This window comes from Pseudomonas sp. Rh2, assembly GCF_040762985.1.
GTDB classification, from domain to species: Bacteria; Pseudomonadota; Gammaproteobacteria; order Pseudomonadales; family Pseudomonadaceae; genus Aquipseudomonas; species Aquipseudomonas taiwanensis.
In genome coordinates this window covers 2,574,829-2,601,763 of record NZ_CP142890.1, presented here as the reverse complement: position 1 = coordinate 2,601,763, position 26,935 = coordinate 2,574,829, and the positions used below count along the sequence as shown (strand labels likewise).

27 protein-coding genes and 1 pseudogene are annotated in these 26,935 nt (G+C 62.3%); 14 read left to right on the top strand and 14 right to left on the bottom strand.

The window, feature by feature from the left end; all coding sequences use genetic code 11:
* The first annotated feature begins 2 nt into the window (after positions 1–2).
* Entirely contained in the window at positions 3–425 is a 423-nt protein-coding gene (locus tag VXM67_RS11715; protein WP_023380070.1) for a group II truncated hemoglobin, read from the top strand.
* On the opposite strand, the gene VXM67_RS11710 is transcribed toward VXM67_RS11715, so the two are convergent.
* The 4 genes from VXM67_RS11710 to VXM67_RS11695 form a co-directional block, all read right to left on the bottom strand.
* On the bottom strand, positions 416–718 hold the full coding sequence (locus VXM67_RS11710; protein ID WP_023380069.1) for a hypothetical protein: 303 nt from the start codon (positions 716–718) through the stop codon (positions 416–418). The two genes, VXM67_RS11715 and VXM67_RS11710, sit on opposite strands and share 10 nt — an antisense overlap.
* A gap of 143 nt (positions 719–861) precedes the next feature.
* Positions 862–1,050: a hypothetical protein gene (locus VXM67_RS11705; RefSeq protein WP_023380068.1), complete on the bottom strand. Its 189-nt coding sequence runs from the start codon at positions 1,048–1,050 to the stop codon at positions 862–864.
* 142 nt (positions 1,051–1,192) lie between these two features.
* Entirely contained in the window at positions 1,193–1,513 is a 321-nt protein-coding gene (locus VXM67_RS11700; RefSeq protein ID WP_023380067.1) for a YbjQ family protein, read from the bottom strand.
* 101 nt (positions 1,514–1,614) lie between these two features.
* On the bottom strand, positions 1,615–2,502 hold the full coding sequence (locus VXM67_RS11695) for an EamA family transporter (protein WP_023380066.1): 888 nt from the start codon (positions 2,500–2,502) through the stop codon (positions 1,615–1,617).
* Positions 2,503–2,735: 233 nt separating this feature from the next.
* On the opposite strand from VXM67_RS11695, the gene yghU reads away from it, so the two are divergent.
* From yghU to VXM67_RS11680, 3 genes are all read left to right on the top strand, one after another.
* Entirely contained in the window at positions 2,736–3,575 is an 840-nt protein-coding gene (yghU, locus tag VXM67_RS11690) for a glutathione-dependent disulfide-bond oxidoreductase (protein ID WP_023380065.1), read from the top strand.
* Positions 3,576–3,711: 136 nt separating this feature from the next.
* Positions 3,712–5,415 (top strand): amidase, encoded by a 1,704-nt coding sequence (locus tag VXM67_RS11685; protein ID WP_023380064.1) that lies wholly within the window; start codon positions 3,712–3,714, stop codon positions 5,413–5,415.
* A 136-nt stretch (positions 5,416–5,551) separates the two neighbouring features.
* Positions 5,552–5,923, top strand: coding sequence for a DUF2784 domain-containing protein (locus VXM67_RS11680; RefSeq protein ID WP_023380063.1), 372 nt, complete (start codon positions 5,552–5,554; stop codon positions 5,921–5,923).
* Here the strand turns inward: VXM67_RS11680 and tam are convergent.
* Complete coding sequence (gene tam / locus VXM67_RS11675) at positions 5,913–6,689, bottom strand: trans-aconitate 2-methyltransferase (protein ID WP_023380062.1); 777 nt, start codon at positions 6,687–6,689, stop codon at positions 5,913–5,915. The genes VXM67_RS11680 and tam overlap by 11 nt on opposite strands.
* 165 nt (positions 6,690–6,854) lie before the next feature.
* Positions 6,855–8,264 (bottom strand): amino acid permease, encoded by a 1,410-nt coding sequence (locus tag VXM67_RS11670; protein ID WP_023380061.1) that lies wholly within the window; start codon positions 8,262–8,264, stop codon positions 6,855–6,857.
* A 335-nt stretch (positions 8,265–8,599) separates the two neighbouring features.
* Between VXM67_RS11670 and VXM67_RS11665 the strand changes: the two genes are divergently transcribed.
* Positions 8,600–10,024, top strand: coding sequence for a PLP-dependent aminotransferase family protein (locus VXM67_RS11665; RefSeq protein ID WP_023380060.1), 1,425 nt, complete (start codon positions 8,600–8,602; stop codon positions 10,022–10,024).
* Positions 10,025–10,166: 142 nt separating this feature from the next.
* Here VXM67_RS11665 and VXM67_RS11660 read toward each other — a convergent pair whose 3' ends face one another.
* Genes VXM67_RS11660 through VXM67_RS11650 form a run of 3 tightly spaced genes read right to left on the bottom strand, consistent with a single transcriptional unit; the run spans position 10,167 to position 13,762 of the window.
* Positions 10,167–11,189 (bottom strand): histone deacetylase family protein, encoded by a 1,023-nt coding sequence (locus tag VXM67_RS11660; RefSeq protein WP_023380059.1) that lies wholly within the window; start codon positions 11,187–11,189, stop codon positions 10,167–10,169.
* Complete coding sequence (locus VXM67_RS11655) at positions 11,189–12,430, bottom strand: Zn-dependent hydrolase (protein WP_027907016.1); 1,242 nt, start codon at positions 12,428–12,430, stop codon at positions 11,189–11,191. The genes VXM67_RS11660 and VXM67_RS11655 overlap by 1 nt, the downstream gene beginning before the upstream one ends.
* 27 nt (positions 12,431–12,457) lie before the next feature.
* A complete protein-coding gene (locus VXM67_RS11650) occupies positions 12,458–13,762 on the bottom strand; it encodes an MFS transporter (protein WP_023380057.1) in 1,305 nt (434 codons plus the stop codon).
* A 154-nt stretch (positions 13,763–13,916) separates the two neighbouring features.
* On the opposite strand from VXM67_RS11650, the gene VXM67_RS11645 reads away from it, so the two are divergent.
* Positions 13,917–14,825 (top strand): LysR family transcriptional regulator, encoded by a 909-nt coding sequence (locus VXM67_RS11645; protein ID WP_023380056.1) that lies wholly within the window; start codon positions 13,917–13,919, stop codon positions 14,823–14,825.
* 4 nt (positions 14,826–14,829) lie between these two features.
* Here the strand turns inward: VXM67_RS11645 and VXM67_RS11640 are convergent, their stop codons facing one another.
* Positions 14,830–15,714: a LysR family transcriptional regulator gene (locus VXM67_RS11640; RefSeq protein WP_023380055.1), complete on the bottom strand. Its 885-nt coding sequence runs from the start codon at positions 15,712–15,714 to the stop codon at positions 14,830–14,832.
* Positions 15,715–15,857: 143 nt separating this feature from the next.
* Here VXM67_RS11640 and VXM67_RS11635 point away from each other — a divergent pair, with 143 nt between their 5' ends.
* Positions 15,858–16,877, top strand: coding sequence for an alpha/beta hydrolase (locus tag VXM67_RS11635; RefSeq protein WP_023380054.1), 1,020 nt, complete (start codon positions 15,858–15,860; stop codon positions 16,875–16,877).
* Positions 16,878–17,310: 433 nt separating this feature from the next.
* On the opposite strand, the gene VXM67_RS11630 is transcribed toward VXM67_RS11635, so the two are convergent.
* The 3 genes and pseudogenes from VXM67_RS11630 to VXM67_RS11620 form a co-directional block, all read right to left on the bottom strand.
* Positions 17,311–18,030, bottom strand: coding sequence for a hypothetical protein (locus VXM67_RS11630; protein WP_318533605.1), 720 nt, complete (start codon positions 18,028–18,030; stop codon positions 17,311–17,313).
* Between the two features lie 18 nt (positions 18,031–18,048).
* Complete coding sequence (locus VXM67_RS11625) at positions 18,049–18,261, bottom strand: hypothetical protein (protein WP_244880951.1); 213 nt, start codon at positions 18,259–18,261, stop codon at positions 18,049–18,051.
* Between the two features lie 165 nt (positions 18,262–18,426).
* Positions 18,427–18,648: pseudogene (locus tag VXM67_RS11620) on the bottom strand (PAAR domain-containing protein); the annotation flags it as partial.
* 262 nt (positions 18,649–18,910) lie between these two features.
* Between VXM67_RS11620 and VXM67_RS11615 the strand changes: the two are divergent.
* Positions 18,911–19,633, top strand: coding sequence for a pirin family protein (locus VXM67_RS11615; RefSeq protein ID WP_023380052.1), 723 nt, complete (start codon positions 18,911–18,913; stop codon positions 19,631–19,633).
* A gap of 63 nt (positions 19,634–19,696) precedes the next feature.
* Here VXM67_RS11615 and VXM67_RS11610 read toward each other — a convergent pair whose 3' ends face one another.
* Positions 19,697–19,990: a DUF1330 domain-containing protein gene (locus VXM67_RS11610; protein ID WP_023380051.1), complete on the bottom strand. Its 294-nt coding sequence runs from the start codon at positions 19,988–19,990 to the stop codon at positions 19,697–19,699.
* A 77-nt stretch (positions 19,991–20,067) separates the two neighbouring features.
* On the opposite strand from VXM67_RS11610, the gene ribBA reads away from it, so the two are divergent.
* The 6 genes from ribBA to VXM67_RS11580 all read left to right on the top strand — a co-directional run bounded on the left by ribBA (position 20,068) and on the right by VXM67_RS11580 (position 26,839).
* The gene (ribBA, locus tag VXM67_RS11605) at positions 20,068–21,189 is read left to right on the top strand and encodes a bifunctional 3,4-dihydroxy-2-butanone-4-phosphate synthase/GTP cyclohydrolase II (RefSeq protein WP_023380050.1); all 1,122 of its coding nucleotides are present in this window, start codon (positions 20,068–20,070) and stop codon (positions 21,187–21,189) included.
* Positions 21,190–21,457: 268 nt separating this feature from the next.
* Positions 21,458–22,483, top strand: coding sequence for an ABC transporter substrate-binding protein (locus VXM67_RS11600; protein WP_023380049.1), 1,026 nt, complete (start codon positions 21,458–21,460; stop codon positions 22,481–22,483).
* Positions 22,480–23,397, top strand: a complete 918-nt coding sequence (locus VXM67_RS11595) for an ABC transporter permease (protein ID WP_023380048.1) — start codon at positions 22,480–22,482, stop codon at positions 23,395–23,397. Before VXM67_RS11600 ends, VXM67_RS11595 begins: the two co-directional genes overlap by 4 nt.
* A 6-nt stretch (positions 23,398–23,403) precedes the next feature.
* Positions 23,404–24,213 carry an ABC transporter permease gene (locus VXM67_RS11590; RefSeq protein WP_023380047.1) on the top strand — a complete coding sequence of 270 codons (810 nt, stop codon included), beginning with the start codon at positions 23,404–23,406 and terminating at the stop codon, positions 24,211–24,213.
* A 19-nt stretch (positions 24,214–24,232) separates the two neighbouring features.
* Positions 24,233–25,381, top strand: a complete 1,149-nt coding sequence (locus VXM67_RS11585; RefSeq protein ID WP_104881914.1) for an ABC transporter ATP-binding protein — start codon at positions 24,233–24,235, stop codon at positions 25,379–25,381.
* Positions 25,382–25,531: 150 nt separating this feature from the next.
* Positions 25,532–26,839, top strand: a complete 1,308-nt coding sequence (locus VXM67_RS11580) for a substrate-binding domain-containing protein (protein ID WP_023380045.1) — start codon at positions 25,532–25,534, stop codon at positions 26,837–26,839.
* Positions 26,840–26,935: the final 96 nt, after the last annotated feature.

Here is a 26,935-nt window from a genome sequence, read left to right as displayed (position 1 = left end):
TGATGAACACTCCCGCATTCGGCACCGGCGATGCCTCTTACCAGGCCGCAGGCGGTATCGATGGCCTGCGCCGCCTGGTCGATGACTTCTACCGCCTGATGGATGAAACACCGGCAGCCGCCAGCGTACGCCAGATGCACCCGGACGACCTGAGCGGCTCACGGGACAAACTGGCCTGTTTTCTCAGTGGTTGGTTGGGTGGCCCACGCCTATACAGTGAACGCTACGGCTCGATCGCCATCCCATCGTTCCATGCGCAGTGGCCGATCGACGCACAGCACGCCAGCGTCTGGCTGACTTGCATGCGCGATGCCATTGCCCTGCAACGGTGGGACCCGGCGTTCTCCGACTACCTGCTACGTCAGTTGCACGTCCCTGCGCAACGCATCGTCCAGGCGTCTGAAGCCCGGCACGCTCAAGCTTGACGGCGTAGCACGGTGGTTGGCAGTGGCAGTGCACCTGTGGCCAGTGCTCGCGCGCGGTCCACACCCCACACCAGTGCGCGGGTCATGGTCTCGCCAGGCCGCGCTGGATAATACTCCTCAAGCAGCGCCTTGCCGTCCTGGGCATACAAGCCAAGGAACAGCTGCGTCGCACCCAGGCGCGACAGACGTACCTGAACATCGAGCGTGGTGCCATCGCTCAGCGCCTCGTCATGACAGCGGCTGTGCAGCTGGGCGTCAGCCCACTGCCAATAAGTCTCTTCCCTGATGCGCATGGAAAAACAATCCTCCTTTTCTGACATGCCGCGCAAGAAGACCACAAGCGCCGCGATCCGGCGAGCGCTACCCCTGGATACCATGAGCTGGATCAAGCAACCAAAACAAAAACCCCGCCGTTCGGCGGGGTCTTGGGTCAGCGTTACTTCTTCGCAGGTAGCCGGGGCGTGAAACGGCCCTTCTTGTAGCGCTGCAAATGCGCAGGCTTGAGCTGCTCTGACTCGTCCAGGGTCATGTTGGCAAAGCCCAGGCGAAACGACGACTGGCCGCACCATACCTGGCTGTTGATTGGGAATGCGTCGTTCGTGTCTTCGAAAAAGGACTCGCTCATGCCCCGTCTCCCTCAAGTGACGACCGCGTCGGCAGGTAGATGACATGCCCAGGAAAAACGCGGTCTGTTGAAGAAAGAGACTAGCCAGTCATTTGCAGACTGCCCGGGCAAAACATCCAAACCCGACCAGTGGCAAAAAGCCTTACCTCAACCGCACCGCCGTACCAGTGGCGAACACCACGACCATTCCGCCCTGCACCGAGGGCATGCTGATCTCGAAATCGACCCCCACCACTGCATCGGCTTGCAACTGCCGTGCCCGGGCCTTCAGTTCTTCGGTGGCCTGTTCGCGGGCCTCGCGCAATGCGCTTTCCAGGGTCTGCGAACGCCCCCCGAAGAAGTCCCGAAAGCGTGCGAAGAAATCGCGCACAAAGTTGATGCCCTGCACCGATTCAGAGCTGACTACCCCGAGGTACTCGGCAATCGGGCGGCCTTCGAGCTGGCTGGTGGTGGAAATGATCATGGGCGTGCTCCGTGGGCCTGGCAAAAGAGGCCCAGTCTAACAAAGCCCTCGCCCGCATTGCGGCGCTTGCCCGTTGCAACTGAACGCGGGTGTGTTTTCAGTTATTGCGCGCTGGCCGCCCTCAAGCGCTGCCCCAGCTTCGGCCCGAAGACATTGACCAGCAGCCCGGCCATCACCAGCAACGCGCCCCATCCCTGCACGGCGGTCAACCGTTCACCCAGCAACCACGCCGAGGAACTCAAGCCAATCACCGGAACCAGCAACGAGAACGGTGCCACCTTGCCCGCCGGGTAGCGCGACAGCAGCTTGCTCCAGAGGCTGTAGCCGAGCATGGTGGCGACAAAAGCCAGGTAAGCCAGGGCCAGAATCGAGCTCCAGCTGATGTTGGCCAATGCATGACCGATGCGCTCTGGCCCCTCCAGCCACCACGAAAGCGCCAGGAACGGCAATGGCGGAATCAACCCGCCCCAGATCACCAGCGCCACCAAGTCCACCGAGCCGAAGCGCCGGGTAATGATGTTACCCAGGCCCCACATGGCACCGCCGCACAATGTCAGCAGCAGCGCCACCATCGGCACGTGCCCGCTGTCCTCGCTGCCGATCAGCGCCAGGCCGCTCGCCGCCACCAGTAACCCGAGTACGCTGGCCAGGCGCAACCGCTCCCCCAGAAACAGCGCAGCGAAACCAAGGGTGAAGAACGCCTGGGATTGCAGCACCAGCGAAGCCAGCCCCGGTGGCATCCCGCTGTACATGGCCTGGAAGAGAAAAGCGAACTGGCCCAGGGAGATGGTCGCACCGTAGGCAATCAGCCAGCGCCAGGGCAGCTTCGGGCGCTTGACCAGCAATATGGCCGGAAACGCCACCAACACGAAGCGCAACGCCCCCAGCAACATCGGTGGCAGACCGTCGAGGCCAACCTTGATGACCACGAAGTTGACTCCCCACGCGATGATCACCACCAGGGCGATCAGCAGGTCCTTGAGCGGCATTGCGGCTTCCTTCTTCAGGCGTTCTAGACATATTTCGTTACAGCATAAAGGCATTTCTTCGGCAGGGACCAGCACAGTTGGCGGCCAGCCTTGCGCAACAGTGCCGCTGTTGTGCTACCTGCCGCTGTCGAGGTTCAGGCCAGGGCGCCCTGTTTCGCATGCATCGGTTGCATTTGCCCTCGGCGCCCAACCCATGGCATAGATGCAAGTCTTTGCAGGTAGGAGATCCGCGTATGAGCAAGTCCCCTTACGTTCCGCCCAAGGTCTGGCGCAACGAGGCCGCTTCCGGCGGCCAGTTCGCCAGCATCAACCGCCCTGTCGCTGGCCCGACCCATGACAAGGACCTGCCGGTGGGCAAACACCCCCTTCAGCTTTACTCCCTGGCCACGCCCAACGGTGTCAAGGTCACCATCCTGCTCGAAGAATTGCTCGCCCTCGGCCACACCGGTGCCGAATACGACGCCTGGCTGATTCGCATCGGCGAAGGCGACCAGTTCTCCAGCGGCTTCGTGCAGGTCAACCCGAACTCGAAGATTCCCGCCCTGCTCGACCGCAGCGTCGAACCTGCGGTACGGGTGTTCGAGTCAGGCTCGATCCTGCTGTACCTGGCCGAAAAGTTTGGCGCTTTCCTGCCCAAGTCCCTTGCTGCCCGCACCGAAACCCTGAACTGGCTGTTCTGGCAGATGGGCGCGGCCCCATACCTGGGCGGAGGGTTTGGCCACTTCTATGTGTATGCCCCGGAGAAATTCGAGTACGCCATCAACCGCTTCACCATGGAAGCCAAGCGCCAGCTCGACGTGCTGGATCGCCGCCTGGCCGAAAGCCGTTACCTGGGTGGCGATGAATACAGCATCGCCGATATCGCCGTATGGCCATGGTACGGCCAGCTGGTACGCGGCAACCTGTATGGCGCCGCAGAGTTCCTGGCGGTGGATGAGTACCCGAACGTTCAGCGCTGGGCCGAGCAGATCGCCGCACGCCCGGCGGTACAACGCGGCACACGGGTGAACCGCACCTGGGGCGACGAAGCCAGCCAGGTGGCGGAACGGCATTCGGCGACAGACCTGGCCTGAGTGCACCGGGCCGCTTGGCGGCCCCATCAATGCCCGCCTGCAAAAAACCATTTCTCCCGCGCAAACCTGCTTCCCCCGAAACCTTCTTGTACACTCCTCGCATTAGCCCCCACCTTGCACAATTTTTGGTGAAAGCATGATCGAGGTAACCGAGGTTTCCATTGCCGAGCTGCGCGATGCACTTGAGTCGGGCCGCACGACGGCGGTCGAGCTGGTCAAGGCCTATATGGCGCGTATCGACGCCTACGATGGAGCCAATACCGCCACTGCCCTGAACGCCGTGGTCGTGCGCAACCCAGACGCACTCAAGGAGGCCGAAGCGTCCGATGCGCGTCGCGCCAAGGGACAGACCCTGAGCCCGCTGGACGGCATTCCTTACACCGCCAAAGACAGCTACCTGGTCAAAGGCCTTACCGCCGCCTCCGGCAGTCCGGCCTTCAAGGACCTGGTCGCCCAGCGCGACGCCTTCACCATCGAGCGCCTGCGTGCGGCCGGTGCGGTGTGCCTGGGCAAGACCAACATGCCGCCCATGGCCAACGGCGGCATGCAGCGCGGCGTCTACGGCCGCGCCGAAAGCCCGTACAACGCCAACTACCTGACCGCACCGTTCGCGTCCGGCTCCTCCAATGGTGCCGGAACTGCCACCGCCGCCAGCTTCAGTGCCTTCGGCCTGGCCGAGGAAACCTGGTCCAGTGGTCGCGGCCCAGCCTCGAACAACGGCCTGTGCGCCTATACCCCCTCTCGCGGGGTGATTTCGGTCCGTGGCAACTGGCCACTGACCCCGACCATGGACGTGGTGGTGCCTTATGCACGGACCATGGCCGACCTGCTGGAAATTCTGGATGTAGTGGTCGCCGACGACGCCGACAAGCGTGGCGACCTGTGGCGCCTGCAACCTTGGGTACCGATTCCGGCGGCCTCGACCGTGCGTCCGACCTCGTACCTCGACCTGGCGGTGGATGCCAGCGCGCTCAAAGGCAAGCGTTTCGGCGTGCCTCGCATGTACATCAACGCCGATCCCGAAGCCGGCACTTCCGAAAAGCCTGGCATCGGTGGCCCGACCGGTCAGCGCATCAACACCCGTGCCAGCGTCATCGACTTGTGGCAAGAGGCACGCAAGGCGCTGGAAGCCGCCGGTGCCGAGGTGATCGAAGTGGACTTCCCGCTGGTGTCAAACTGCGAAGGCGACCGTCCGGGTGCACCGACCGTGTACAACCGTGGCATCGTCAGCAAGGAATTCCTTCACGACGAACTGTGGGAACTGTCAGGCTGGGCCTTCGACGATTTCCTGCGCGCCAACGACGACCCCAAGCTCAACCGCCTGGCCGACGTCGATGGCCCACAGATCTTCCCCCACGACCCCGGCACCCTGCCCAACCGTGAAGACGACCTGGCCGCGGGCATGGACGAATACGTCAACATGGCCAAGCGCGGCTTGAAGACCTGGGACCAGATCGAAACGCTGCCCGACGGCCTGCGCGGGCTGGAGAAAACCCGCAAGATTGACCTGGAAGACTGGATGGATGACCTGGGCCTTGACGCGGTGCTGTTCCCTACCGTGGCCGACGTGGGACCGGCCGATGCCGACGTAAACCCCGTGTCGGCGGACATCGCCTGGAGCAATGGTATCTGGGTAGCCAACGGCAACCTGGCGATCCGTCACCTGGGCGTGCCGACCGTCACCGTACCGATGGGCATCATGGCGGATATCGGTATGCCCGTAGGCTTGACCTTCGCCGGTCGCGCTTACTCCGACAATGCCCTGCTGACCTTCGGTGCAGCATTCGAGTCCACCGGTTCGCGACGCATGATCCCGCCGCGCACGCCTGCCCTGGTCTGAGTCAGCACATCGTCGGCAAACCGGCTCCTACACAATCCTCGCCGAACCTGTAGGAGCCGGCTAGCCGGCAACAAGACCCGTGCTGCCCCATCAATTGTCTTATGCTGAGCGTTCCTGAACCCAGCGATAAGCCCTCATGCTCTTTCGCCTGACCGCCGACACCTTGGTCCTACTGCACCTGGCCTTCATCCTGCTGGTGCTGTTGGGCGGGCTGTTGGTGATCCGCTGGCCTCGCGCCTTGCTCGTTCACCTGCCAGCCCTGGCCTGGGGCCTGGCCGTGGAATGCCTGCACCTGGGTTGCCCCCTGACGACGTGGGAAAACCGCATGCGCAGTGCCGCAGGAGATGCCGGTTACGAAGGCGGCTTCGTCGAGCATTACATCTGGCCCTTGATTTACCCCGCCGGCTTGACCGAACGGACTCAGTTGCTGCTGGGCACGCTGGTGCTGGTGGTCAACCTCGCCCTTTATGGTTACATCGTCTGGCGCAAGCGCCGGCTCAGCGGGTAGCCACCACGAACAGCCGTGGGAACGGCAACAACACCTTACCGTCGGTGGCCGGGGGGTAGTCGCGCTGCATGGCTTGCAGGTACAACTGCAGAAAATCGGCCTGCTCCTGCGCGTCCAACTTTGCCAGGTAAGGTCGCAGCGCCGAGCCCTTGAACCACTCCACGACTGCCTCGGCGCCTCCCGCCAAGGGGTGATGGTAGGTGGTGCGCCATACATCCACGCGGGCGCACAGGGGGCTGAGCAGGTCATAGTAATAGGCTGCGCTGTGCCGGGGCGGCAGGACATGGTCAGCGAACTTGTCGGCCCAAGGGCCCTGGCTGGCGATTTCACGCAACCGCCGGTGCGCAGGTTCGTCCAGGTTGTCGGGCGTCTGCACCGCGAGACTGCCGCCCTCGCACAGCTGGTGAACCAAATGAGGGTACAGCGATCCGTGGTCCGGCAACCACTGCAACGACGCATTGGCCAGGATCAGGTCCTGCGGCTTCGATGCGGTCCAAGTGGCGATATCGGCCTTCTCGCAACGCACCCGCAGCACGCGCAACCGTTGCCGCTCAAGCGCCTTGTTGATCATGTCCTGGTCGTTGTCCAGGGCCACAACCTGGGCATCGGGACAATGGTGCAGCAGGACTTCGGTAGAGTTTCCAGGGCCGCAGCCCAGGTCGGTGGCGTGGTGCACCGCGCGCTGCGGCACCGCGGCGAGCAGGTCGCGCACGGCGCGGGTGCGTTCATCTTCGAAAAGCGAATACTGATTGGCGGACCAGGCCATGGCGGGTTCCTTTTGGCGGGCAATGCTCGAAGCATAAGCCATGTGCCCATACTTAGGGTCATGCGCTTGCTCACACTTTCGGTAACGCCGCGTGGCGCCTCCACCATCACGAAAAAAAACGGCCGGCCTCCCGAAGAAGCCGGCCGTCTCTCAAGCGTTGAACGCTTAGTGTTGCTTGCCAGTACGGATCTGGTGCACCACACCCATGGCCACCACGATGGCAGCGGCGATGCCGGTGGAGATCACCAGGATCTGGTAGTCAGGCATGAATGCCATGGTCACCAGGGCTGCCACGATGAAAGCGATCACCAGGTAGGTCAGCCAAGGGAACAGCCACATCTTCAGGCGCACTTCCTTGCCCTCGGCGATCAGCTTGCGGCGCATGCGCAGCTGCGAGAAGGCAATTACCAGGTACACCAGCAAGGCGATCATGCCAGTGGTGTTCATCAGGGTTTCCAGTACGTCTTTCGGACGCAGGGTCTCGCTGAAATTGATCAGCGCACACACCACGGCCACGGCGCAGGAACCGATGATCGCGTACACCGGAACACCGGTGCCGGCACGGGTGATCTTGAAGAACGACGGCGCGTCGCCACGCTGGGCCAGGGAGAACAACATGCGCGAAGCGGTGTAGTGACCGGAGATCAGGCAGCTGCTGACCGACGTCAGTACCACGAAGTTCATCAGCAGTTCTGCGTACGGCACACCCAGCAGTTCCAGGGTACGACGGTAGGCGCCGTAGCCGGACTCACCCAGGTGCGGGTCGTTCCATGGAACCAGGCAGACGATCAGGAAGATCGAGCCGACGTAGAACAGGCACACGCGCCATACCACCGAGTTGGTGGCCTTGACGATCTGGGCGGCCGGGTCCTTGGCTTCGGAAGCCGCGATGGTCACGATTTCAGCGCCGAGGAATGCGAACATCACCCCCAGCAACGCACCGATCACGGTGGTGATGCCATTGGGCATGAAGCCTTCGGCGGTCAGGTGGCTGATGCCACGGACTTCACCGAACTGCCAGATATTCATGACCGCGGCAGTACAGATCACCAGGAAGCAGACAATCGCGACCACCTTGATCAGCGCGAACCAGAACTCGAATTCGCCGTAGTGCTTGACGTTGAAGAAGTTGACGGTGATCAGCACCAAGGTCGTGGCCAGCACGAATACGTTGACGCTCACATCGGGGAAGAAGCCGTGCAGGATCTTGCCCGCCACGTAGGCCTCCCAGGCCATCAGGATGACCCAGTACCACCAGTACAGCCAGCCGATGGTGAAGCCGGCCCAGCGGCCAATGGCGCGGTCGGCGTAGGTCGAGAACGAGCCGGTGTCTGGCGAGGACGTCGCCATTTCACCCAGCATTCGCATGATCAGGACCACCAGGATGCCGCCGGCGAGATACGCCAGCACAGCGGCCGGGCCGGCACTGTGAATCACGCTGCCGGAACCGACGAACAAGGCGCCGCCGATTACCCCGGCGATCGACATCATCGTCAGGTGGCGCGACTTGAGCGAAGCGCTGAGCTTGCTCTCGTGCTCGCCCTTGGCGGTGGTGGTTGTGGATGTTGCTCCCATCAGTTGTGTACCCCGTGCTTCTTTTTATCCAAGGAAAACTGTGAGACCCCGATGGCTAGCGGTCTCACCTGTACATCAGCGCTAATGCGGGCAGGAAGGTGTGCACAAGCACACGCAGGCCTTCCATGGCGGCCTGCTTACGCGCCCCAAGGTTGACCCTGGAGCGGACTGAACATGCTTTATGTGGCGATATCTGACACGTAATGTAAAAATGTCCGGCGCAGAGAGCCATGCACAGTGGCATGAAATACGCGCTGCACTGTACAGGTCACCCATGCAATACACCCGCAGTACCCCGCAGACGCCCAGCGTTCTGCACACCTGAAGGCACCCCAATGTTTGAACTACATCCAGACGCCCCCACTCCGCTGGTCAACCAGATCATCGACGGGGTGCGCGCGCTGATCGACAACCAGACCCTCAAGCCTGGAGCCAAGGTGCCGTCTATCCGCGCCTTCGCCGCGACCTATTCGGTGAGTACCTTCACCGTGGTCGAAGCCTATGACCGACTGGTGGCCCAGGGGCTGCTGGTAAGCCGTGGCAACGCGGGCTTTTTCGTCAATCGCGCAGCGGGCGAGTTGCTGGACAACCACAGTGCCGAGACCGACACCAGTCGACCAACGTTCAACTCCGAATGGTACTTGCAGCAGATCTTCGAAATCCGCCAGTTGCCGTTCAAGCCAGGTTGCGGCTGGTTGCCCAACGACTGGATGTACGAAGACGGCCTGCGCCGCGGTTTGCGCCAAGTGGCCGGCAGCCCGCTGGAGCTGTCCGGCTATGGCGACCCGATGGGCCTGTTGGAGCTGCGCACGCTGACGGCGCAGAACCTGCAGCAAGAGCTGTCGATCGTCGCCAATCCAGCACAATTGATGCTCACCCACGGTGCCAGCCAGGCTCTGGATCTTGCAGCGCGTACCCTGGTGCGCCCAGGCGATGTGGTGCTGGTGGACGACCCGGGTTACCCCAACCTGATGAGCATCCTGCGTACCCAGGGCGCCACCTTGGTGGGAGTCCCCCGCACACCGGCAGGCTATGACCTGAACCAACTGGAGCAGTTGCTGGCGCACTACCGCCCCACCGCGTTTTTCACCCAACCGCACCTGCACAGCCCAACCTGTTCACGCACCCCGCTGGCGCAATTGCACCGCCTGCTGCAACTGGCCAGCAAGCACTGTTTCAGGCTGGTGGAGAACAATCTGTACGCCGACATGGTCGCCGAGCCGCAGCCTTGCCTGGCCAGCCTGGACCACTTGCAGCAGGTGGTGTACGTGGGCAGCTACTCCAAGAGCATCTCGCCCAACGTACGGGTCGGCTACATGCTGGCCAACCCCGAGCTGATGCAGAAACTGCTGCACCTGAAAATGCGCTCGGGCCTTACCACGTCACAGGTCATGGAGCGCGTGGTATACGCCGCCATCATCGACGGCCGCTGGCGCAAGCACCTCAAGCGCCTGCGCCAACGCCTGGCCGAGGCGCACCAGGAAGTGGGCCGTCACCTGCACCGGTTGGGTTTCGAGTTATTCACCGAGTCGGACGAAGGCATGTACATCTGGACCCGCCACCCAGCGATTCCCGACAGCGCGGCGTTGCTGGACGATGCGCTGGAGCAAGGGATCATGCTCGGGCCTGGCCAGTTGTTCATGGTCGATGCGCAGGCCACCGGGTGGATGCGGTTCAATGTGGCCTTCAGCAGCGACCCGGCGATGTGGGAGTTGCTGGAGAAGGTGTTGGTCAAGCACGTGCGGCGTGGGAACACGTGAGGCGCTGCCGGGCGAAACTGAACCGCCCCCCCGCGGGCAAGCCCCCGCCTACAGGTATTGCGCTGGGCTGGCAGGCGTCTCTCCAGGAGGCGGCTTGCCGGCTATTGGGCCGCCCATGACGGCCCCGTTATCGGCCCTTCACCTATCGCCAAGCTGCTTGTTCAGCAAAGAAGGCTTGAGCATTCGCCTCCAGGCTCTCCAGGTGATAGCCCCCTTCCTGGACAATCAAGCATGGCACCCCTAACGCCCGAATCCGCTCCCCCAGCGCGGCAAAGCCTTCGGTCGTCACCGCCACCTTGCTCTGTGGATCCTGCTCATAGATATCGAACCCCAGCGACAGCACCAGCACCTCGGCGCCAAAATCCTTCACCGCATCCAGCGCAATTTCAAGCTGGACCATGAAGTCCGCCTCACTGGCCCCATGGGCCATCGGCAGATTGAGGTTGTACCCCTCCCCCGCACCGCTGCCACGCTCGTCCTCGAACCCGGCCACACCAGGATAGAAGTTGGTCGGGTCACCATGGGTCGATACGTACAGCACATCGTTGCGCGCGTAGAAGATTTCCTGAATGCCCTGCCCATGGTGCATGTCGGTGTCGAGGATCGCTACGCGGTTGTATCGGCTGCGCAGCGCTTGGGCGGCGACGGCGGCATTGTTGATGTAGCAGAAGCCACCGGCTGCATCGAAGCGGGCATGGTGTCCCGGCGGGCGGCACAGGGCATAGGCGGCGGGTTCACCGTCGAGGATGGCCTTGGCCGCGGCCACTGCGCTTTGCGCCGACCAGTAGGCCGAACGCCAGGTATGCTCGCCCACCGGGCAACTGCCGTCGGCCAGGTAACGCGCGGCCTGGGCAAGGATGCCGCGCAGGGCATTGGGTTCGCGCACGAAGATGTTGGACATCACCTCGTCGCCCCAATCCTCGGGTACCTCCTTCCAACGCGCATGTGCCTCTTCGAGGAAGACCAGGTAGGCCTCGCCATGCACAGCCTTGAGCGGTGCCAGCCCCGCATCTTCGGGCTGGCGGATGTCGAAGCCCAGATCCTTGGCTGCCTGCAGCAGGTGTTCGGCACGCTCGGGAACTTCCTGCGGGGTGCGCATGGCGCCGCGGGAGTAATAGCTGCGGGGGTGGTGCAACAGTTGCTCGGGGTGGAAGTAGCAACGCATCAGGCTTCTCCTTGTTCGACACGGCCAGCGCGGGCCAGCACGGCATTGAGCAGTACATCGGCGCCCTGACTGGCATCCTCGGGCAGCACGTCTTCGGCTTCGTTGTGGCTCAGGCCACCGACGCAGGGGATGAACACCATCGCTGTCGGGCAATAGCGGGCCAGCAGGATCGCGTCATGGCCAGCACCGCTGACGATGCTCTGCTGGGAGTAACCGAGCCCATCGACCGCCCGCTGCACCTGCGCCACGCACTCGGCATCGAAAGGGGTTGCCGGGCTGCCCCAGTGGCGCTCGATGCGCACCTGCAAGCCTCGCTGCGCAGCAATCGTCTGCAGCTCCGCGGCCAGATCGCGCTCCATGGCTTCAATGGCTTCATCACGGTGGTGGCGCAGGTCGACTGTAAAGCGCAGCAAGCCTGGCACGGTATTGCGCGATGACTTGACGATGGACAGCTCACCCACGGTGGTCAGGCCTTCAGGGGCAAAGGCTGCCGCCAGTTGCTCCACGCTCTGGACCATCTGCGCAGCACCGTACAGGGCATCCTTGCGCAGCAACATCGGTGTGGTGCCGGCATGGGCCGCCATGCCCTGGACCGTTACGTCCAACCAACGAATGGCCTGACCGCCACTGACCACCCCAATGGACTTGGCGTTGTCTTCCAGGATCGGGCCCTGTTCGATATGCGCTTCGAAATAGGCATCGACCTTGCCTCCCAGCGGACGTTGGCCGGCGTAACCGAGACGCTGCAGCTCATCGGCCACGCTGATGCCGTCGGCATCACGGATGGCCAGGGCGTGGTCAAGAGACAATGTGCCGGTGAACACCGCCGAGCCGAACATGGCCGGAGTGAAGCGGGCGCCCTCTTCGTTGGTCCACACCGCGATTTCCAGCGGCTTGCGGGTCTGGATAGCGAGGTCGTTGAGACGGCGGACCACCTCCAGGCCAGCCAGCACACCATAGACGCCATCGAAGCGACCGCCTTCGGGCTGGGTGTCGAGGTGGCTGCCCATCATCACCGGCGCGGCGTCAGGGTCGGTCCCTGCACGACGGGCGAACAGGTTGCCGATGGCATCTACCGACAGAGTCAAACCGGCCTCACGGCACCAGTGACTGAACAGTGCGCGGCCGGCTTTGTCGTCGTCGGTCAGGGCCAGTCGGCAGCTGCCGCCACGGGCAGTGGCACCGACCTCAGCCATGTCCATCAGGCTCGCCCACAGGCGGTCCCCGTTGCTTTTCAACATATACGAATACTCCGGATTCGGTCGGGATCAGGCCAGCTCCAGGCGCTGACTGCGGGTGTATTGGCGCGCCAGGGCCAGCACGCAAGTGAGCGAGATCGTGGCGATCAGGGTGTAGAACACCGCCATCGGCCACCATTGGCCAATGAAGGTATGGGCCAGCCAGGTGCCGATCAGCGGGGTAAGCCCGCCAGCGATGGCGCCACACACCTGGTAGGCCATGGAGATGGCGGTGTAGCGCACACGGGTTTCGAACATGCCGCTGACATAACCGGCGATGACCGCGTAGAACGAAGCCATGCAGGCTGCCGCCAGGGCGATACCCAGCACGATCAACGGGCCTTCGCCGGAGCTGACCAGCACGAACATCGGGTAAGGCGAAGCCATGGCCAGCAGGGCGACCAGCGCCAGGAAGCGCGTGGTACCGATTCTTTCCGATAGCCACGCTGCCAGCGGTTGCACGCAGAACTGGATGACAGCCACGAAGAACAGGCATTCAAGAATCAAGGCGCGTTCCAGGTGCAACTGCTGGGTGGTGTAGCTGATCATGAAGGTATTGGTGAAATAGACCCCGGCGATGCCCAGGGTATTGGCGCCGATGCACAGCAACAACGGGCGCCAGGCAGTACGCAGCACTTCCAGTACCGGGGCCTGCTCCTTGCGTTGAGTCTTCAGGGCCTGTTCACGGCTGGCGATGAACTCAGGCGACTCGTTGACCCCAAGGCGAATGGCCAGGCCTACCAGCAGCAACAGTGCACTGGCCAGGAACGGTACACGCCAGCCCCAGCTCATCAGCTCTGCTTCTGGCAACCGCGTGACGGCGCCAAAGGCCAACAGGGAAAGGATCAAACCCGCCGGGCTACCCAACTGGGCGAAGGAGGCGAAGAAGGTACGGCGCCCTTTGGGGGCATGCTCGCCAGCCATCAAGACCGCCCCACCCCACTCGCCGCCCACGGCAATGCCCTGGACGATGCGCAGCAAAATCAGCAGCACCGGCGCGGTTGTACCGATCTGGGCGTAGGTCGGCAGCAGGCCGATGCCGACCGTCACCACGCCCATCATCAACAGGGTGATGACCAGGGATTTCTTGCGACCAATACGGTCGCCGACATGGCCGAAGACAATGCCACCCAGCGGCCTGGCGAAAAAGCCTACGGCGAAGGTGCCGAAGGCGGCCATGGTGCTGAACAGGCTGTCGTCGGAGGGGAAGAACAAGGCACCGAACACCAACGCCGCGGCGGTAGCGTAAATGTAGAAATCGTACCACTCGATCATGGTGCCGATGAATGCGGCGGCAGCGGCCCGGCGCGGCTGGGGTGAAGCGGTAGGCTTCATGGATGGCTCCTTTGCTTGTTTTTCTGGCAGGAGTAAGTGAGTCACGGGAGCGCTCTGTCGGCGTCTAGGTGCGATTTATCGTTCCAAGGCTATGATTAGTCAATTTTCTATTTATTATTCCAACTATAAATCGAGCTTATTCTAGAGTCCCGCCATGTCCGACCGCCTGCTCAACGACCGCCTCGACTGGAACCTGCTGCGTACGTTTCGGGTGATTGGCCAGGAGTTGTCCATCAGCCGCGCCGCTGCCCGGCTGCACCTGACCCAACCTGCCGTGAGCCAGGCACTCAAGCGCCTGGAGGAACAACTCGGGCGCCAACTCATCGCCCGCCGGGGGCCGCGGTTCGTACTGACCGAAATGGGCGAGCAGCTGTTCCAGCTGGCCGGTGAGGTGTATGGGCAGATGTCGCAAATCAGCGGGCTGCTGGAGCAACCGGCCGATGAATTGGTGGGCAAGGTGCGCCTACTGATGATCAGCCGCATCGTCAGCGAGCGCTTCGATGATTTTCTCGCCGCCTTCCATCGCCAGCACCCAAGGGTGGAGGTGGAGATCGACGTGATGCGCAGCTCCGATATCGTCGCCGCCCTGCAGGAGAAGACCGCCACGGCAGGCCTTAGCCTCAACCGCCGGCCCCAGCCACGCCTGGAACAACGACTGTTCCTGCGTCAACGCTATGCGTTCTTCTGTGGCAAGCACCATCGTATGTTCGGCCAGGCCGAAGGCGACTTGCAGCGGGAGAATTTCGTCAGCTTCACCAGCGACCAGATCGGCGGCATGCTGTCGCCGCTGACCATTTTCCGCGACCAACAGGGCTTTTCCGGGCGTATCGTGGCTTCGTCGCCCAGCCTGGAGGAAGTCCGCCGCCTGGTGATCGCGGGGTTCGGCATCGGCTGCCTGCCCGAGCACGTGGTGGCACCGGATGTGGCCGCGGGGCTGCTGTGGAAGCTGCCCCCGCACGAAGGCATTGCCGATGTGGACATCCACCTGCTGTGGAACCGCGAGCAACGCCTGAGCCGGGCCGAAGGTGTGTTCATCGAAGCATTGCAACGCGGTCTGGAGTAGGCGCCTACAACTGCGCCAGGCGCTCGCGCAGAAACGCCACGAACCCCTGCACCGGCCTGGCCACCTGCCGGTGCTGCGGATACACCGCTGACAACTGCAGGGGTGGCGGTGTCCAGGGCTCCAGCAGCGTCACCAGGCGCCCATCGGCCAATGCCTGCCCAACGATGAAGGTCGGCAGGTAGGTGATGCCCATGCCGGCGATCGCCGCATCCCTGAGCAGTTCACCATTGTTGGCACGCATCCGCCCAGTGACCGCGATGCTTTGAGCCTTGCCCTGCCCCTTGAACTGCCACTGCACCTGACGTGCGTGGCCGTATGGCAGGCAATCGTGCTCGCTCACTGCCTCGGGCGTAATGGGCTGCCCCCGCGCTTGCAAGTAGGCTGGACTGGCGCAATACACCCGCTCGACACTGGCGATGCGCCGCGCCACCAAGCTTGAATCTTCCAGCGCGCCGATCCGCAATGCCAAGTCATAACCTTCGCCGATCAGGTCGACAGCGCGGTCGCTCAAGTCCACTTCGACGTCGACCTGCGGATGCAAGCGGAGAAACTCAGTCAGCAGGCATCCCAGGTGCGCCATGGCGAAAGACAGCGGCGCACTCAAACGCAAGGTACCGCGCAGGGCCTGAGCCTGGCCGCTGATGTCGTATTCCACCTGCTGCACTTCGCCCAGCAGACGCAAGGCCGACTGATAGTAATGTTGGCCCAGCGGCGTGGCATCCAGGCGCCGAGTCGAGCGATTGAGCAGGCGCACACCCAGGCGTTCTTCCAACTGCATCAAGCGTCGGCTGACCGATTGCTTGGACATGCCCAGGCGGTCGGCGGCAGCGGTGAAGCTGCCAGCTTCCATGACCTGGGCGAAGATCCGCATGTCTTCGTATGGATTCATTGTCTCTCTCTACGTGACAGTAAAACGCTTTATACCGACTTTTTCCCACGAAGGCATCTCCCTACTCTATGCACAGGTCGCAGCGATGGCCCCCAGGCCAGGCAAGACGCCCACTCCAACACTTCATAGAAAAGGATTCGCACATGAACATTGTCCACAAAACCCTCACCGCCAGCCTTCTGGCCCTGTCCGTCTCCAGCGCATTTGCAGCGGGCAGCCCGGGTGTCGAACAGCATACTCAAGCCTTCCTCGAAGCCCTGGAACGCGGCGGCGGCAAGCCGCTCGAGCAACTCACCCCGAACGAAGCCCGTGCCGTGCTGACCGGTGCCCAGGCGTCGGTGAAGGTCGACCTGTCCGGCATCGAGGTCAAGGAACGCACCATCCAGGCCAACGGCCAGTCGATCAAGCTGCAGGTGGTGCGCCCAAGCAACGCTAAAGGCGAGTTGCCAGTGTTCATGTTCTTCCACGGTGGCGGCTGGGTACTCGGCGACTTCCCGACCCATCAGCGATTGATTCGCGACCTGGTGGTCGGCTCCGGTGCGGTGGCGATCTATGTGGACTACACCCCATCGCCCGAAGCGCACTACCCCACTGCGATCGACCAGGCATATGCCGCGACCCGTTGGGTGGCCGAGCATGGCAAGGACATCGGCGTGGACGGCAAGCGCCTGGCCGTGGCAGGCAACAGCGTCGGCGGCAACATGGCGGCCGTCGTGGCACTCAAGGCCAAAGAGGCTGGCACGCCGGCGTTGCGCTTCCAGTTGCTGCTGTGGCCGGTGACTGACGCCAGCTTCGAGACGGGTTCTTACAAGCAGTTCGCCGAAGGGCATTTCCTCACCACCGGCATGATGAAGTGGTTCTGGGACAACTACACCACCGACGCCAATGCTCGCGCGCAGATCTACGCTTCGCCACTGCGGGCCAGCAGTGAGCAGTTGAAAGGCCTGCCGCCGGCGCTGGTGCAGACGGCCGAGTTCGACGTGCTGCGTGACGAAGGTGAAGCGTATGCCCGCAAGCTGGATGCCGCTGGCGTGACGGTGACTTCGGTGCGGTACAACGGGATGATTCACGACTATGGGCTGCTCAACCCGTTGAATCAGGTGCCGGCGGTTAAGGCGGCGATGAGGCAGGCGGCCACCGAACTTAAAATACATTTGCAGTGAGTCAACGATCAAAAGACTCGCCTTGGCGGGTCTTTTTCGGATCTACAATCTATCCAGTTCAATCAGCAGCCAAACTACAAAAAGCCATATACAACCGATTAGAAGACACCAGAATGATATCTGCAGCCTGCGCCTGAGATAGAGCGGGCAGTTTCGGCAGTCATCAGCATCCAACCACCCTTGGCGAATTCCTAAACCAAGCCAAACTGACGCCAACGTGACACCCGACACTATCATCGACCTTGTTCTAAGCGAAATAGTACTCCAATACGTAAAGTCCTCCACAAAGCCCTGGCTATTTTTAAATGCCTTGCATAGCACCTCGAAATGCCGGGAACCCGCTCTATGGTAGCCAATACCGACCCCAGTCAAACTGATGATGAAAGGTGCAAGCACAAACGCTATTTTCAAGCCAACGGGCACGTTCGATAGATCAATCATAAAGCGCCTCGTATGCCATTTCTCCTAAAACGTCGCCCACCGGTTCACCTAACGGGCTACCACCATAGGATCCACCACCAATCATCGCAATACCACAAACAGCCTTACCATAGACGCCAAAACGGCACACCGCTTTCGCTGCAAGAGACGCAAGCTGCCCCCCAGCGACTCCTCCAGCTAACCCTCCTGCAAAACTTCCCGCTTCTGTAAATCGAATTTTCTTACAGGCTTTGGTCTCACCTGATCGGCACGCTTCATAGACCTTCAAATAAGAAGACCCGGCACCCAGTCCGATTCCAACCCACCCTCCGTATTTGAGATACTTCGACACCTTCGCCACCTCGTCCAGGTGCGTCGCGTAGCCCGGTATCTGTCCTGACACGCCTGCCTTCTTCCAATGATGTACAACACTCTTGGACGAGATACCAAGATCACGGCGCAGACTGTCATAACGTCCCAAACCTAGCGGCTTGTTCAAAAAGGCCATGCGCAATTGGCTATCCAGTTGCTTGTAGAGCTCCTTGCGCGAGGCAAAGAACTCTGGGCTGTTCAGATGGCCATGCAGGGTAAATTGACGCTGGTGCAATGCTTCGATCCCTTTCAGAGTATTTGTTACCTGCCCCAGCCCCCGCTCAAGCATATCCATGCCAACGCCCATCGACTGGCTCGCGCCATTGAGTACACCTGCAATCTCGCTTAGGTGCCGCATCATGAAATTGGCTTCCTCGGGTCAAAGAATCGCCAGTGACGCTCTCGCTTCTTCCGCCACCATGATCAATTCGGTTTCCCCAGGGCTGCAGGTAAACTCGCTGCTCGGGCTGCCCAGCACAAAGATCTCGCCGGCCTTGAAGCCGTCAGCGAAGGTGGGATTCAAGCGCTGCAGCGATGAGAGGGGCAAAGGCTTTTGCATAGCCAGGCTCGCCAATACCTCCTCGAACGACATGCTGCGCTGAACGATATGAAAGCCCGACTCCAATCCAGAATCAGCAGCGCCGAGGGACCGTGTTGTCGGCGCAGCGACTGCTCTTGCCGTGGCCAAGCTCCGGCCTGACGGCATCGGCCCCGTAAGGGGCGCCACTACACGATTGCTGCCAGTCGGGCAGCCACATTTCACCAATGATCCATCCTCCGCCACGGGCTGCCCGAACGAGAGGAACAACTCGCTACCCTCTGCAATCACTCCTTCCTGGCCACACATCGGACAAGCCGTAGTGACATCACCTCGGCGAAGCACCTTCTGACCATTGAAGGTATAGCCACTGCCACTGGCCATGCAGATGGCCCCGGTGGTGGTCCTGTCCCCGCCTACTGCCTGGCCTTTACCGTCGATTTCATTACGTATGGAGTGCGATTCCCGAGTGGAAAATCCGGAAGCTGGCAGCCGAAATCCCCCTCCGAAGCGCGTCAGCGAAAATTAGGAACAGTACTACTGCCGCAAAAGAAATAGCCGTCAGAGCACGTCTACCGCTGTCATCCTGGACAAGACAGTAATACTCATTGAACCTAATTTATAAACACTTAAAGTGACAGTACGATTCTCCCATCAATTGCCCTGCGGCCCTTCCGGCCCCGGCTTTTCAAGGAGAACCACCATGCTCACCCTGCGCAACGCCCAAGACCGTGGCATTGGCTTCCATGGCTGGCTGAAGTCGTTCCATACCTTTTCCTTCGGCCATTACCGTAACCCCGAAGAACAAGGTTTTTCCGACCTGCTGGTGATCAACGACGACCGTGTCATCGCCGGCAAAGGCTTCGGCGAGCACCCGCACCGAGACATGGAAATTTTCTCCTATGTGCTTGAAGGTGCACTGGAGCACAAGGACACCCTCGGCACCGGTTCGGTGATTCGCCCCGGCGATGTGCAACTGATGAGCGCGGGGCACGGTGTGGCCCACAGCGAGTTCAACCACAGCCTGACGGTGCCGGTACACTTCCTGCAGATCTGGATCGTGCCCAACGTCAGGGGCGCGACACCGCGTTACCAGCAGCGGCACTTCAGTGCAGAGGAAAAACGCGGCAGGTTGCGCTTGATCATCTCGCCCGATGGCGCCGAAGGCTCATTGCAGGTCCGCCAGAACGCGCGGGTGTATGCCGGGCTGTTCGATGGCGAGGAACGGGCGACCCTTAACCTGCGGGAAAACCGCCATGCCTATGTGCATGTCGCCCGGGGCAGCATCGCGCTCAATGGGCAGGCGCTGAATGAGGGGGACGGTGTGCGGGTTCGCCAAGAGCAAAGGCTGGAGCTGGCCAATGGCAATGATGCCGAAGTGTTGGTATTCGACCTGCGTCCACATGAGTTGCCTGGGATGCCTTGAAGGCTACCTCAGGCATTACTGGCCTACGGCGGGCAAGCCCGCCATAGGCCAGTCGCGAATGGCTCAGGGCTCGAAACCTTCGACGATGATCACCTCGGCCTTCGCCACCCCTTGGCGATGGCTGCAAGCCTGCTGGTACAACGCCGACCGATAACAGGCCACTGCCTGTTCATACGAATCGAACTCGATCACCACGCTACGCTGAGGCGTAGGCCTCCCCTCCATTGCCTCGCTACGCCCGCCACGAGCCAGGAAGCGTCCACCGAATGCCTTGAAGGCCGCCGGCGCACGCTGGGTGTACTGCTGGTATTGCTCAGGGTCGCTGACATCCACATGGGCGATCCAGTAAGCCTTCATCCGCTGATCTCCTGCTACGTCGATATTGTGTATGATGGTATACCATAAAAATCACCCCATCACAGCGAGCGTGCAGCATGGCATTCAACAGCATCGAAGAACTTCTCGAAGATTACCGGCAGGGCAAGATGGTGCTGCTGGTGGACGATGAAGACCGGGAAAACGAAGGCGACCTGCTGATTGCCGCCGAACGCTGTGACGCCCAGGCTATCAACTTCATGGCCCGCGAAGCGCGCGGCCTGATCTGCCTGACCCTCACCGACGATCACTGCCAACGCCTGGGCCTGGAACAGATGGTACCGGCCAACGGCAGTGTGTTCAGCACCGCCTTCACCGTGTCGATCGAAGCGGCCACCGGCGTCACCACTGGCATCTCCGCCGCCGACCGGGCCCGCACGGTGGCGGCAGCCATGGCTCCTGACGCCCGCCCGGAAGACCTGGTGCAGCCCGGCCACATCTTTCCCCTGCGCGCCCGCGAAGGCGGCGTCCTGACTCGTGCCGGGCATACCGAAGCCGGCTGCGACCTGGCGCGCCTGGCCGGCTTTGCCCCGGCATCGGTAATCGTCGAGGTGCTCAACGACGACGGCACCATGGCCCGGCGGCCCGACCTGGAAGTGTTTGCCGCCCGGCACGGCATCAAGATCGGCACCATCGCCGATTTGATCCACTATCGCCTGAGCACCGAGCAGACCATCAAGCGCATCGGCGAACGGGAGCTACCCACCGTCCACGGCACCTTCCGTCTGGTGACCTATGAAGACCGCATCGAAGGCGGTGTGCACATGGCGATGGTGATGGGTGATATCCGCCGCGAGCAGCCGACCCTGGTGCGTGTGCATGTGATCGACCCGCTGCGTGACCTGGTCGGTGCCGAGTACGCCGGCCCGGCCAACTGGACGTTGTGGGCGGCGCTCGAGAAGGTCGCCGAGGAAGGTGCAGGCGTGGTGGTGATCCTGGCCAACCACGAATCCTCCCAGGCCTTGCTCGAACGCGTGCCGCAACTGACCCAGCCGATACGGCCTTACCAGCGCGGACAATCGAAGGTGTACTCGGAGGTGGGTACCGGAGCGCAAATCCTCCAGGACCTGGGCGTGGGCAAGCTGCGTCACCTGGGGCCGCCACTGAAATACGCAGGGCTGGCAGGGTATGAGCTGGAAGTGGTGCAAAGCATTCCGTTCGAACCGGGGATCGCGGGCTGAACAACCTCCCCTTTTCCAATTGAGCCGGGCCGCTCCTGCAGAGGGCCCGCGTCGCAACCAGAACCTCGGAGTGATGGCCGGTAGCCTCATCCCTCTTGCCAAATGTTTGGAATACCATAATATGATATCCCGTAGACCTTGATTCAGCAGGCCGGCACCTACAATGACAAACGGCCAGAAGACACTTTGTTGAAGCTGCTCCCCGAACACTGTTGGCGGGCGCACCACAAGCCCCGCCTCGAATAACAAAAGCAACGAGGGCGTAACCATGCTGTTGAGCAAACGTGTAACCGCAGTGCTGTCCGCCAGCCTGCTGACCCTGGCATGTCAGGCCGTGCAGGCCGCCGACAGCCTCAACTTCGTCAGTTGGGGCGGCACCACCCAGGACGCCCAGAAAGAAGCATGGGCAGTCCCCTTCACCAAGTCGACCAACATCAAAGTCGTTCAGGACGGCCCGACCGATTACGGCAAGCTCAAGGCCATGGTCGAGAGCGGCAACGTGCAATGGGACGTGGTCGACGTCGAAGCCGATTTTGCACTGCGGGCTGCCAGCGAAGGCCTGCTCGAACCCCTGGACTTCAAACAGATCCAGCGCGACAAGATCGATCCTCGTTTCGTCTCCGACCACGGTGTCGGCTCGTTCTTCTTCTCCTTCGTGCTCGGCTACAACGAAGGCAAGCTCGGTGCCAACAAACCGGTCGACTGGAGCGCTCTGTTCGACACCAAGACGTACCCTGGCAAACGCGCCCTGTACAAATGGCCCAGCCCTGGCGTGCTGGAGCTTGCCCTGCTGGCCGACGGCGTAGCGCCCGACAAGCTCTACCCGCTGGACCTGGACCGCGCCTTCAAGAAACTCGACACCATCAAGAAGGACATCGTCTGGTGGGGCGGTGGCGCCCAGTCGCAACAGCTACTGGCCTCCGGAGAAGCGTCCCTGGGTCAGTTCTGGAATGGCCGGGTCTATGCCCTGCAGCAAGACGGTGCGCCGGTGGGTGTGAGCTGGAAGCAGAACCTGGTCATGGCCGATTTCCTGGTCATCCCCAAGGGCGCCAAGAACAAGGATGCGGCCATGAAGTTCCTGGCCAATGCCAGCAGCGCCGAGGGCCAGGCCGATTTCGCCAACAAGACCGCCTACGCCCCGGTGAACATCGACAGCGTCGGCAAACTCGACAAAGACCTTGCGCCAAACCTGCCGACCGCCTATGCCCAGGACCAGGTCACCCTGGATTTCGCCTACTGGGCCAAGAACGGACCGGCCATCGCGGCGCGCTGGAATGAGTGGCTGGTCAAATGAAAGTTGCCATCAACGCCCTGCATAACGCGCACGGTGCCCCCAGCGGCACCGGCGCTCCGGGAGCGGCCGCGTGCCGCCCAAGCCTGAGCCAACGCTGGAAAGGCAGCCGCAACCTGCTGCCTGCCCTGCTGTTCCTTGGCCTGTTCTTCTTCGCGCCGCTGGCCGGTCTGTTGCTGCGCGGAGTGCTGGAGCCGGTGCCGGGGCTGGGCAACTACGAGCAGCTGTTCGCAAACTCGGCTTACGCGCGCGTGCTCTTCAACACCTTCTCCGTCGCCGGCCTGGTGACCCTGATCAGCGTGCTGCTGGGCTTTCCGCTGGCCTGGGCAATCACCTTGGTGCCGAAGGGGTGGGGGCGCTGGCTGCTGAACATCGTGCTGCTGTCGATGTGGACCAGCCTGCTGGCGCGCACCTACTCATGGCTGGTGCTGCTGCAAAGCTCGGGGGTGATCAACAAGGCGTTGATGGCCATGGGCATCATCGATACGCCGCTGGAGATGGTGCACAACCTCACCGGCGTGGTGATCGGGATGAGCTACATCATGATTCCGTTCATCGTCCTGCCGCTGCAGGCGACCATGCACGCCATCGACCCGATGGTGCTGCAGGCCGGCTCGATCTGTGGTGCCAGTCCCTGGACCAACTTCTGGAAGGTGTTCCTGCCGCTGTGCCGCTCGGGGTTGTTCTCCGGTGCGTTGATGGTGTTCGTGATGTCGCTCGGTTACTACGTCACCCCGGCACTGCTGGGCGGTGCGCAGAACATGATGCTGCCTGAATTCATCATCCAGCAGGTGCAATCGTTCCTGAACTGGGGCCTGGCCAGCGCCGCCGCCGCACTGCTGGTGGTGATCACCCTGGTGCTCTTCTATCTGTACCTGAAGCTGCAGCCGGAATCTCCGGTTGGCAACGCGAGGTAAGCCGTCATGCTCCTGTCTCCCAACGCCATGGGCCGCCCGCTGCGTACTGGCCTGTACTTGACCACCGGGGTCATCGCGGCCTTCCTGCTGCTGCCGGTGGTATTCATCGTCCTATTGTCGTTCGGCTCATCCCAGTGGCTGGTGTTCCCACCACCAGGCTGGACCTTCAAATGGTATGGCCAGTTCTTCTCCAATCCCGAATGGATGGACGCCGCCCTGGCCAGCCTCAAGGTCGCCGTGCTGACCACCCTTGCCGCCGTGCTGCTGGGCCTGCCCACCGCCTTCGCCCTTGTACGCGGGCGCTTCCCTGGCCGTGAGTTGCTCTACGGCCTGTTCACCATGCCGATGATCGTGCCGCTGGTGATCATCGCCGTGGCGGTGTATGCGCTGTTCCTCAAGCTCGGCTACACCGGCACGCTGTTCGCCTTCGTGGTCAGCCATGTGATCGTCGCCCTGCCTTTCACCATCATCTCGATCATCAACTCGTTGAAGTTGTTCGACCAGTCGATCGAGGATGCCGCGGTGATCTGCGGCGCCTCGCGCCTGCAGGCCATTTTCAAGGTCACCTTCCCCGCCATCCGCCCGGGAATGATCGCCGGCGGCCTGTTCGCCTTCCTGGTGTCCTGGGATGAAGTGGTGCTCAGCGTGATGATGGCGAGCCCCGACCTGCAGACACTGCCGGTAAAGATGTGGACCACCCTGCGTCAGGACCTGAGCCCGGTCATTGCCGTCGCATCGACGCTGCTGATCGGCCTGTCGCTTCTTGTCATGATTATTGCCGCCGCACTGCGCCGGCGCACCGAAGTCAACGCCTGAGTGCCCGGAGAGAACAACCATGAGTGCAGTGATCAAAGACAACGCGCACAACAAGACCCTGGTCAGCCTGCGCGGTCTGAACAAGCACTACGGCGACTTCACCGCCGTGGACAACCTCGACCTGGACATCCAGGACGGCGAGTTTCTCACCTTCCTGGGCTCCAGCGGCTCGGGCAAGTCCACCACCCTGTCGATGCTGGCCGGCTTCGAAACGCCCAGCAGCGGCGAGATTCTGGTCGAAGGCCAGTCGCTGGTGAACGTGCCACCGCACAAGCGCGACATCGGCATGGTGTTTCAGCGCTATTCGCTGTTCCCGCACCTGAACGTGCGCGACAACATCGCCTTCCCGCTGGCCATCCGCAAGCTCGGCGCCGCTGAGACCAACAAGCGCGTCGACGCCATGCTCAAGCTGGTACAGCTGGAGAAATTCGCCCACCGCAAACCCTCGCAGATGTCCGGCGGCCAGCAGCAGCGCGTAGCGATTGCCCGGGCGCTGGTGTACGAGCCCCGCATCCTGCTGATGGACGAACCGCTTGGTGCGCTGGACAAGAAGCTGCGTGAAGACCTGCAGGACGAGCTGCGCCAGCTGCACCGGCGCCTGGGCATCACCATCGTCTACGTGACCCACGATCAGGAAGAAGCCATGCGCCTTTCACAGCGCATCGCCATTTTCAGCCACGGCAAGATCGTTGGCCTGGGTACCGGCTACGACCTTTACCAGAACCCGCCAAACGCGTTCGTGGCCTCGTTCCTGGGCAATTCCAACTTCCTGCGCATCAAGGCCAGCAGCAATGGGGCAGGCAGCTTCGAAGGCCAGCCGGTAGCCATTCGCCTGACGCCAGGCCTGACGGCCGGGCAAGACGCGCTGATCATGGTGCGCCCGGAAAAAGCCCTGGCACTGACGGCTGAACAAGCCGCTCGTGACTCGTTGCCAGCAGGTTGGAACGAGGTCAGCGCCAAGGTCGCGGAAGTACTGTTCCTCGGCGAAAGCCAGACCTGTCATGTGGTGACCGCCGGTGGTACCGAACTGACCGTCAAGGCGCTGTCTGCCGCGGGTATGCCCATGCAGCCGGGCGATACCGTGAAGGTTCGCTGGGCCGTGGCGGATGCCTGCGTGTACACCGAGTGGGCCGAAAGTGACCTGAGCAAATCCGCCGGCGCTCATTGATGCAGCGCCATCGCCGGCAAGCCGACGCTTCGTAGGAGCTGGCTTGCCGGCGATAAGCGGGCAAAGCCCTCCCTCCCGCCACCCGCTGTCACATTTCAGTCACGCCCCTGTCGTAATCTGCCGGGCACTCCTGTGCCAAAGGTCCCCGGCATGCATCGCCTGCTCATCCTGCTCATCCCGTTGCTACCGCTGATGGCCCTGGCCGAACCGGCGCACCTGCGTATTCAGGGTTCCAACACCATCGGCGCGGCCTTGTTGCCGGCACTTGTCGAAAGCTTGTTGCAGTCGCAACACGCCACGGCCATCCAGCGATTGCCCGGAGCGGTACCTAACGAGAGTGTGATCCAGGCACAGGATACCCAAGGCCGCGCCCTGCGGATCGACATCGCCGCGCACGGTTCGAGCACCGGCTTCACCGCCCTGGGCCGCGGCGAGGCTGACCTGGCCGCGGCCTCCCGCCCCATCAACGACGCCGAAGCCAACCAGCTGCATGCCTTGGGCGACCTGCGCGCGGCGCGTGCCGAGCAAGTCATCGGCCTGGACGGTGTGGCGGTGATCGTCCATCCCGACAACCCCTTGCCGCAACTGACCACCCAACAATTGGCCGAAGTCTTCTCCGGGCACATTCAGCGCTGGGAGCAGCTGGGCGTGGTCGGCGGCGAGATTCACAGGTATGCCCGGGACGAGCGCTCCGGCACGTTCGAGACCTTCAAGGCAATGGTACTGGACCGGCACCAGGCCAGCTTGATGCCGCAGACCCAGCGCTTCGAGTCCAGCGACGAACTGGCCGAACGGGTCGCTGGCGATCGCCAGGCCATCGGCTTCAGTAGCCTGGCAGCGGCGCACGGCGCCAAGGTGCTGGCAATCGCCGAGGGTGATGCGCCCGCGATGCGCCCTGAGCGCGCGCTGGTGGCCAATGAAGATTACCCGTTGTCGCGCAGGTTGTATTTCTACCTGCCCGCCAATGCCACACCCATGGCCCGGGCATTGGCCGACTTTGCCCAGAGCCCGGCCGGCCAGGCGATCGTCGCCGCACAGGGTTTCGTTTCTCAACAGGTCACGGCCCAGTCAGTGCCGCCACACACCAACATGCCACCGCGCTATCGCACCCTGGCCCTGAAGGCGCAGCGACTGAGCGTCAACTTCCGCTTCCAGGAAGGCAGTGCCAGCCTCGACACCAAGGCACTGCGCGACGTGCAGCGGGTGGCCGACTACCTGCGCCAGAACGCAAAGCTGCACACCAAGGCAGTGCTGGTGGGCTTTGGCGACCCCAAGGAAACGCCCGGGCGCGCCGCCCTGCTGTCACGTCTGCGAGCCCTGGCGGTAAGACGCGAGCTGGCGAGGGGCGGCGTCGAAGTCCTGGAGATAACCGGTATGGGCGACGAACTGCCTGTGGCCGGCAACGACCTGGAACAGGGCCGTTTGCGCAACCGGCGGGTGGAAGTGTGGGTCTACTGAAACCCCAGGTTTAGCCGTTGGCGCCCTGCCCAACAACGCAGTGGCCGAACGGGCTATCGGCCGCCGTCTTGGTCACCACAGGCCGGATTGCATGCG

Coding starts and splice junctions, on each gene's coding strand:
- VXM67_RS11655 (WP_027907016.1), bottom strand. CDS start 12,430: ATGTTGAAAAGCAACGGGGACCGCCTGTGGGCGAGCCTGATGGACATG.
- VXM67_RS11705 (WP_023380068.1), bottom strand. CDS start 1,050: ATGAGCGAGTCCTTTTTCGAAGACACGAACGACGCATTCCCAATCAAC.
- VXM67_RS11615 (WP_023380052.1), top strand. CDS start 18,911: ATGCTCACCCTGCGCAACGCCCAAGACCGTGGCATTGGCTTCCATGGC.
- VXM67_RS11600 (WP_023380049.1), top strand. CDS start 21,458: ATGCTGTTGAGCAAACGTGTAACCGCAGTGCTGTCCGCCAGCCTGCTG.
- yghU (WP_023380065.1), top strand. CDS start 2,736: ATGAGCAAGTCCCCTTACGTTCCGCCCAAGGTCTGGCGCAACGAGGCC.
- VXM67_RS11695 (WP_023380066.1), bottom strand. CDS start 2,502: ATGCCGCTCAAGGACCTGCTGATCGCCCTGGTGGTGATCATCGCGTGG.
- VXM67_RS11650 (WP_023380057.1), bottom strand. CDS start 13,762: ATGAAGCCTACCGCTTCACCCCAGCCGCGCCGGGCCGCTGCCGCCGCA.
- tam (WP_023380062.1), bottom strand. CDS start 6,689: ATGGCCTGGTCCGCCAATCAGTATTCGCTTTTCGAAGATGAACGCACC.
- VXM67_RS11595 (WP_023380048.1), top strand. CDS start 22,480: ATGAAAGTTGCCATCAACGCCCTGCATAACGCGCACGGTGCCCCCAGC.
- VXM67_RS11645 (WP_023380056.1), top strand. CDS start 13,917: ATGTCCGACCGCCTGCTCAACGACCGCCTCGACTGGAACCTGCTGCGT.
- VXM67_RS11610 (WP_023380051.1), bottom strand. CDS start 19,990: ATGAAGGCTTACTGGATCGCCCATGTGGATGTCAGCGACCCTGAGCAA.
- VXM67_RS11715 (WP_023380070.1), top strand. CDS start 3: ATGAACACTCCCGCATTCGGCACCGGCGATGCCTCTTACCAGGCCGCA.
- VXM67_RS11585 (WP_104881914.1), top strand. CDS start 24,233: ATGAGTGCAGTGATCAAAGACAACGCGCACAACAAGACCCTGGTCAGC.
- VXM67_RS11700 (WP_023380067.1), bottom strand. CDS start 1,513: ATGATCATTTCCACCACCAGCCAGCTCGAAGGCCGCCCGATTGCCGAG.
- VXM67_RS11590 (WP_023380047.1), top strand. CDS start 23,404: ATGCTCCTGTCTCCCAACGCCATGGGCCGCCCGCTGCGTACTGGCCTG.
- VXM67_RS11710 (WP_023380069.1), bottom strand. CDS start 718: ATGCGCATCAGGGAAGAGACTTATTGGCAGTGGGCTGACGCCCAGCTG.
- VXM67_RS11660 (WP_023380059.1), bottom strand. CDS start 11,189: ATGCGTTGCTACTTCCACCCCGAGCAACTGTTGCACCACCCCCGCAGC.
- VXM67_RS11630 (WP_318533605.1), bottom strand. CDS start 18,030: ATGATGCGGCACCTAAGCGAGATTGCAGGTGTACTCAATGGCGCGAGC.
- VXM67_RS11640 (WP_023380055.1), bottom strand. CDS start 15,714: ATGAATCCATACGAAGACATGCGGATCTTCGCCCAGGTCATGGAAGCT.
- VXM67_RS11635 (WP_023380054.1), top strand. CDS start 15,858: ATGAACATTGTCCACAAAACCCTCACCGCCAGCCTTCTGGCCCTGTCC.
- VXM67_RS11665 (WP_023380060.1), top strand. CDS start 8,600: ATGTTTGAACTACATCCAGACGCCCCCACTCCGCTGGTCAACCAGATC.
- VXM67_RS11685 (WP_023380064.1), top strand. CDS start 3,712: ATGATCGAGGTAACCGAGGTTTCCATTGCCGAGCTGCGCGATGCACTT.
- VXM67_RS11625 (WP_244880951.1), bottom strand. CDS start 18,261: ATGTCGTTCGAGGAGGTATTGGCGAGCCTGGCTATGCAAAAGCCTTTG.
- ribBA (WP_023380050.1), top strand. CDS start 20,068: ATGGCATTCAACAGCATCGAAGAACTTCTCGAAGATTACCGGCAGGGC.
- VXM67_RS11580 (WP_023380045.1), top strand. CDS start 25,532: ATGCATCGCCTGCTCATCCTGCTCATCCCGTTGCTACCGCTGATGGCC.
- VXM67_RS11670 (WP_023380061.1), bottom strand. CDS start 8,264: ATGGGAGCAACATCCACAACCACCACCGCCAAGGGCGAGCACGAGAGC.
- VXM67_RS11680 (WP_023380063.1), top strand. CDS start 5,552: ATGCTCTTTCGCCTGACCGCCGACACCTTGGTCCTACTGCACCTGGCC.